The sequence below is a fragment of the Chromobacterium vaccinii genome (assembly GCF_000971335.1).
Taxonomy (GTDB): Bacteria; Pseudomonadota; Gammaproteobacteria; order Burkholderiales; family Chromobacteriaceae; genus Chromobacterium; species Chromobacterium vaccinii.
This window is the reverse complement of record NZ_JZJL01000018.1, coordinates 83,361-89,791: the sequence shown is the minus strand read 5'-3', so window position 1 is coordinate 89,791 and position 6,431 is coordinate 83,361. Positions and strand designations below refer to the sequence as shown.

The 6,431-nt window shown below is 64.0% G+C and carries 7 protein-coding genes; 4 read left to right on the top strand and 3 right to left on the bottom strand.

Annotated features, from left to right (window positions below; translation table 11 throughout):
* The 3 genes from acs to VL52_RS11010 all read right to left on the bottom strand — a co-directional run.
* On the bottom strand, nt 1–1,706 hold a 1,706-nt coding region (acs, locus tag VL52_RS11020), incomplete at its 3' end, for an acetate--CoA ligase (RefSeq protein WP_046157073.1).
* A gap of 74 nt (nt 1,707–1,780) precedes the next feature.
* Nucleotides 1,781–3,460: a cation acetate symporter gene (locus VL52_RS11015; RefSeq protein ID WP_046157089.1), complete on the bottom strand. Its 1,680-nt coding sequence runs from the start codon at nt 3,458–3,460 to the stop codon at nt 1,781–1,783.
* Complete coding sequence (locus VL52_RS11010; RefSeq protein WP_021475461.1) at nt 3,460–3,768, bottom strand: DUF485 domain-containing protein; 309 nt, start codon at nt 3,766–3,768, stop codon at nt 3,460–3,462. Before VL52_RS11010 ends, VL52_RS11015 begins: the two co-directional genes overlap by 1 nt.
* Before the next feature lie 261 nt (nt 3,769–4,029).
* On the opposite strand from VL52_RS11010, the gene VL52_RS11005 reads away from it, so the two are divergent.
* From VL52_RS11005 to VL52_RS10995, 4 genes are all read left to right on the top strand, one after another.
* Nucleotides 4,030–4,785, top strand: coding sequence for a class I SAM-dependent methyltransferase (locus VL52_RS11005; protein ID WP_046157072.1), 756 nt, complete (start codon nt 4,030–4,032; stop codon nt 4,783–4,785).
* Between the two features lie 101 nt (nt 4,786–4,886).
* Entirely contained in the window at nt 4,887–5,186 is a 300-nt protein-coding gene (locus VL52_RS25010) for a hypothetical protein (RefSeq protein WP_160298937.1), read from the top strand.
* Between the two features lie 103 nt (nt 5,187–5,289).
* Complete coding sequence (locus tag VL52_RS11000) at nt 5,290–5,832, top strand: cytochrome b (protein WP_046157071.1); 543 nt, start codon at nt 5,290–5,292, stop codon at nt 5,830–5,832.
* 19 nt (nt 5,833–5,851) lie between these two features.
* Nucleotides 5,852–6,421 carry a YceI family protein gene (locus tag VL52_RS10995; protein ID WP_046157070.1) on the top strand — a complete coding sequence of 190 codons (570 nt, stop codon included), beginning with the start codon at nt 5,852–5,854 and terminating at the stop codon, nt 6,419–6,421.
* Nucleotides 6,422–6,431 lie beyond the last annotated feature (10 nt).

The window sequence follows — 6,431 nt, the reverse complement described above, 5'->3', positions numbered from 1 at the left end:
AACGCCACCACCGCCTCGCCCTTGACCTCGTGTGGCTTGCCGACCACGGCGGCTTCTGCCACCAGCGGGTTGGCCACCAGCGCCGATTCGATCTCCATCGTGCCCAGGCGGTGGCCGGACACGTTCAATACGTCGTCGATGCGGCCCATGATCCAGAAGTAGCCGTTCTCGTCGCGGTGGGCGGAGTCGCCGGCCAGGTAGTACTTGCCGTCGAACTCGTCGGGGAAATAGGTTTTCTTGAAGCGCTCCGGGTCGTTCCAGATGGTGCGCACCAGGCTGGGGAACGGTTTCTTGATCACCAGGAAGCCGCCGCGGCCCGGCTCCACCTGGGCGCCGGACTCGTCGACGATGTCGGCGATCACGCCCGGCAGCGGCAGCGTGCACGAACCCGGCTTGGTGGCGACGGCGCCCGGCAGCGGGGCGATCATCGCCGAGCCGGTCTCGGTCTGCCACCAGGTGTCGACGATGGGGCAACGGCCGCCGCCGACGGTTTCGTGGTACCAGATCCAGGCTTCCGGATTGATCGGCTCGCCGACGGTGCCCAGCACGCGCAAGGACGACAGGTCGTACTGCTTGGGCAGGTCCGCGCCCAGCTTGATCAGCGAACGGATCGCGGTGGGGGCGGTGTAGAAGATGGACACCTTGTGCTGCTCTATCATGCGCCAGAAGCGGCCGGCGTCCGGATAGGTGGGCACGCCTTCGAAGATCACCTGAGTGGCGCCGTTGGCCAGCGGGCCGTAGCAGACGTAGCTGTGGCCGGTGATCCAGCCGACGTCGGCGGTGCACCAGAAGACGTCGTTGGGCTTGTAGTCGAACACCCAGCGGAAGCTGTTCAGCGCGCCCAGCAGGTAGCCAGCGGTGCTGTGCTGGATGCCCTTGGGCTTGCCGGTGGAGCCGGAGGTGTAGAGGATGAACAGCGGGTCTTCGGCGCTGACCCATTCCGGCTCGCAGGCCTCGCTCTGGCCTTCGGTCAGCTTGTGCCACCACACGTCGCGGCCTTCGACCCAGTCCGCGCCGCCGTTGGTGCGCTGGTATACCACCACGTTCTTCACCGATTCGGCGCCTTCCAGCGCCAGCGCCTCGTCCACCGTTGCCTTCAGCGGCACGTTCTTGCCGCCGCGCACGCTTTCGTTGGCGGTGACCACCACGGTGGCGCCGGCATCCTGGATGCGGTCGCGCACCGCGCCGGCGGAGAAGCCGCCGAACACCACCGAGTGGATGGCGCCGATGCGGGCGCAGGCCTGCATCGTCACTACCGCTTCGATGCCCATCGGCATGTACACCACCACGCGGTCGCCTTTCTTGACGCCCAGGCTTTTCAGGCCGTTGGCGAACTGGCAGACGCGGCGGTGCAGTTCGGAGTAGGTGACGCGGGTGACTTCGCCGTCGTCGGCTTCGAAGATGATGGCGATCTTGTTGGCGTTGGCGGCCAGGTGGCGGTCCAGGCAGTTGTAGGACGCATTGAGCACGCCGTCGTCGAACCATTTGAAGAACGGCGCGGCGCTATCGTCCAGCACGCGGGAGAACGGTTTTTTCCAGGTGATCAGTTCGCGCGCCAGATCCCCCCAGAACGACAGGTAATGATCGTCAGCCTGCTCGCACAGCGCGTGGTAGGCCTCGATGCCGCTGACGGCCGCCTTGCGGCGGAATTCTTCCGATGGGGCGAAGCTGCGGGTTTCCTTGAGGATGGAATCTAGCGTGGACATGCGTTTCTCCAAAGTCTTTGGTGTTATCGCCGCGCGCCGTCGTCCGGCGCGCGGAATGTCAATGATGATGACATTTAATGCTTGCTGGCGCCACTGGCCCCGATGCCGGTCATCGCCCGCACGTACTGCGCGTCGAACTTGGCTTTTTCTTCTTCCGCCTGGCGGGAGGTGTCAAGCGTCGAAACCAGCCAGGTGACCACGAAGGCCAGCGTCATCGAGAAGATGGCGGGGTTCTTGTACGGGAACACGGCGTGCTCGTGCTTCAGCACTTCCACCCATACCGCCGGGCCCAGCACGATCAGCACCACCGCGGTCAGCAGGCCCACCAGTCCGCCGATGACCGCGCCGCGGGTGGTCAGGCCCTTCCAGAACATCGACAGGAACAGCACCGGGAAGTTGGCGGAGGCGGCGATGGAGAAGGCGAGGCCCACCATGAAGGCGATGTTCTGCTTTTCGAACACCAGGCCGAGCACGATGGCTACCACGCCCAGGACCACGGTGGTGATCTTGGAGACGCGGATCTCGTCGGCCTCGTTGGCCTTGCCGTGCTTGATCACGCTGGCGTACAAGTCGTGCGACACCGCCGACGCGCCGGACAGCGCCAGGCCGGCCACCACCGCCAGGATGGTGGCGAAGGCCACCGCGGAGATGAAGCCCAGGAAGATGTCGCCGCCTACGGCGTCTGCCAGGTGGATGGCCGCCATATTGCTGCCGCCGACCAGCTGGGTGACCGATTTGCCGTTCTTGACCACGGTCTCCATCATGCCCGGTTGGTTCAGCACCAGCATGATGGCGCCGAAGCCGATGATGAAGGTCAGGATGTAGAAGTAGCCGATGAAGCCGGTGGCGAAGAAGACCGACTTGCGAGCCTCCTTGGCGTCGGCGACGGTGAAGAAGCGCATCAGGATGTGCGGGAGGCCGGCGGTGCCGAACATCAGCGCCAGCCCCAGCGAGATGGAGTCGATCGGGTCAGCCTTGCCCGGCGCCATGATGGCGGCGCCCTTGCCGTGCGCGGCCACCGCTTTTTCGAACATCACTTCCGGACTGAAACCGACGGTGGACAGCACCATGATGGCCATGAACGTGGCGCCGGACAGCAGCAGCACCGCCTTGATGATCTGCACCCAGGTGGTGGCCAGCATGCCGCCGAACAGCACATAACAGACCATCAGCACGCCGACCAGCAGCACCGCCGAGCTATAGCTCATGCCGAACAACAGCTGGATCAGCTTGCCGGCGCCGACCATCTGCGCGATCAGGTAAATCGCCACCACCACCAGCGTCGACAGCGCGGCGAAGCTGCGCACCGGCGTCTGGCCCAGCCGGTAGGAGGCTACGTCGGCGAAGGTGTACTTGCCGAGGTTGCGCAGCCGTTCCGCCACCAGAAACAGGATGATGGGCCAGCCCACCAGGAAGCCCATCGAGTAAATCAGGCCGTCGTAGCCCTTGTCGAACACCAGGGCGGAAATGCCGAGGAAAGACGCCGCCGACATGTAGTCGCCGGCGATGGCGAGGCCGTTCTGGAAACCGGTGATGCCGCCGCCCGCGGCGTAGAAGTCGCTGGCGGACTTGGTGCGGCGCGCCGCCCAGTAGGTGATGCCCAGCGTGAAGGCGACGAACAGGAAGAACATGATGATGGCGTGCCAGTTGGTGGCTTGCTGCTTGATATCGCCTTCAATCGCGCCGGCCGCGCAGGCGAGCGCGGGCAGCAGCGCCGCCGCGCCGGCGGCGAGTTTCAGTTTGGTTTGCCGCATCATTTGGCCTCCTCGACGATCTGCTGGGTCAACGGGTCGAACTCCTGGTTGGCGCGGCGCACGTAAATGCCGGTCAGCACGAAGGCGGACAGGATGATGAACACGCCGACCGGGATGCCCACGGTCATGGTGGCGCCCTGATATAGCGGCGTGCCCAGCAAGGACGGGGCGAAAGCCAGGACCAGGATGAAGCCGTAGTAAATGACCAGCATGACGATGGCCAGCGTCCAGCCGAGGCTGGTTTTCTTGTGGACCAGTTCCAGATACTTCGGATTGGACTGGATCTTCTTCAGAGTCTCCTCATTCATGACATCCTCCTTTGGGGGTGCTGCGCTCGTGTGGCGCTGCTGGAAAAATAAAAGAGGAAGCCGGGGGGATGCTAATCGTATTTTCTGATGCTTTGAATTAGCCAGACCGATGATTGCCTGTAAAACAATACAAAAATCAATAGTTTGCGGTGGAATGTTTACTCGATATTCGCTGGCGAGCGCGCGATTTTCCGCCCGAGGCGCGTTCGATTCTGACAGAATCGATTTGTCGAGGCATTATGACGATGGAAAGGTGTTCGCATGAGTGAGCCATTGTACGGAGAGTCTTTGCTGGCCGAGGTCTATGACCTGTTCAACGCCTGGGGCGAGGACAACGATTTTTATCTGGGCCTGTGTTCGCCGGCGGTGGGAAGCGCGCTGGATCTGGGCTGCGGCACCGGCCTGCTGGCGGCGAAGATGGCGGAAAGGGTCGAAGTTGTCGGCCTGGATCCGGCGCCGGCGATGCTGGACATCGCCCGGGCCAGGCCTGGCGGCGGACAGGTTGCATGGCGGCTGGCCGACGCGCGTGATTTTGAATTGAACCGGCGTTTCGACCTGATTTATTGCGCCGGCCACGCTTTCCAGTCATTTCTGGCCGAAACCGACAGGCGCGCGGTATTCCGCCAGGTTCGGCGTCATCTGGCGCGGGGCGGCCGTTTCGCGTTCGAGACGCGGAATCCGGCCGCGCGGGCCTGGCTGCGCTGGGAGAACGCCGCGCCGCGCCGGGCGGCGCATCCGCGCTGGGGCGAGGTGGAACTCAGCCAGCGCCTGCTGTCGGAACGGGACGGCTTGGTGTCTTACCGCAGCCGCTACCGTTTCATCGATCAGGGCAGAACGCTGGAAGCGGATGCCCGGCTGCGTTTTTGCGGTTTGGCGGCGCTGCGCGCCGAGCTGGAGTCGGAGGGGCTGAGCGTGCTGGCGCTGCATGGCGACTGGCAGGGCGGAGAGTGGCGCGAGGACAGCGAAGAGCTCATCCTGACGCTGGCGCGGGCCGGCGATCAGCCGGTCTTGGACTGAAAGCGCATGCACGTCTGGCCTGAGGCCTCCCGCACGTCCAGGCAGGGCGCGCGTTTGCTGGAGAAGCCCATCGCCCGGCAGCCGTAAGGAAAGCGCGGGTCGTGGGTGACGAAGTAATGGCGACAGCGTCGGCAAAGCGGGGCGCCGCGTCGCTCGGCGGGATTCGGGTGCATGGCGGAGGAGAAAGCGTCGATACCGTCCAGCTTAGCAGCGGGGCCGGGGACGCGGTAGCTAGCTGGCCTGCGGGATGTTTGCCGCTAGGAGCCATGATCTGCGATGCTGTCGGTATTTTCCAGCCAGGTGCAGGCAAGGGCGGAGCGAACGGAAGGAAAATGGTTCCCGTCGATTGTTTCCTGACAGGAAATGATGAATTTGCCTGCGCCGTCTATTTCGCGCAATGAAAAGCGCTTAGAGTTTTAAGCAAGCGGCATCCCCCGCGTCACGGCAAGGCCGTGGCTGAATGGGGGAGGCCGGCTTTTCGTTGAATTCACCAAGAGGCTGTCCATGTCGCAAACGCGTTACACCTCTACCGCCATCCTGCTGCACTGGCTGATGGCGGTCATGCTCGTCTGTCTGTTCGGCGTGGGCTTCTACATGCACGGCCTGCCGTTCTCGCCGTTGAAGCTGAAGATCTACTCCTGGCACAAATGGGCCGGCGTCACCGTGTTTCTGCTGGTGTGGCTGCGGCTTGCCTGGCGCTTCGGCCATCGGCCGCCGGCGCTGCCGGCCGGCATGGGCAAGCCGATGCGGGCGATGGCCCACGCGGGCCACCTGATGCTGTATCTGCTGATGGTCGCCATTCCGCTGTCCGGCTGGCTGATGAGCTCGGCCAAGGGCGTGCAGACCGTTTACTTCGGCATGTTGCCGCTGCCGGACCTGATCGCGCCGGACCAGGCGCTGGGCGAAAACCTGCAGCGCCTGCATGGCCTGCTCAATTATCTGCTGGCCGCGGTGGTGGCGGGACACGTCGCCGCCGCGCTCAAGCACCACCTGATCGATAGGGACGATGTGCTGACGCGCATGCTGCCCTGGCGCATCAAATCCTGACCCCTCCGGAGACCTCACCATGGATATCAAACGCATCGCCATGCCGCTGCTGCTGGGCGGCCTGCTGGCCGCGCCGCTGGCGGCGCAGGCCGTGGAATACACCGCGATCCAGCAGGACAAGAGCAACATCGCCTTCGGCTATAAGCAGATGGGCGTCGGCATGCAGGGCCACTTCAAGAAGTTTTCCGCTCAACTGAGTTTCGATCCGGCAAAACCTGCCGCAGCCAAGGCGCAGCTGGACGTCAACCTCGCCAGCATCGATACCGGCTCGGCCGAGGCCAACGAGCAGGTGGCGGACAAGGATTGGTTCAACACCAAGCAGTATCCGAACGCCCGCTTCGTTTCCAGCGCCATCAAGCCCTTGGGAGGCAACCGCTTCCAGGTGGACGGCAAGCTGACCATCAAGGGCCGCACCCAGCCGGTCAGCGCGGTGGCCACGATGACGCCGCAGGGCAATGCCACGGCTTTCGACGGCGCGTTCGCCATCAAGCGCGCAGACTTCGCCATCGGCGAAGGCGACTGGAAGGACTTCGGCACCGTGGCCAATGAAATCCAGATCAAGTTCCATCTGCTGGCGCGCGCCAAGTAAGCGCCGCCCA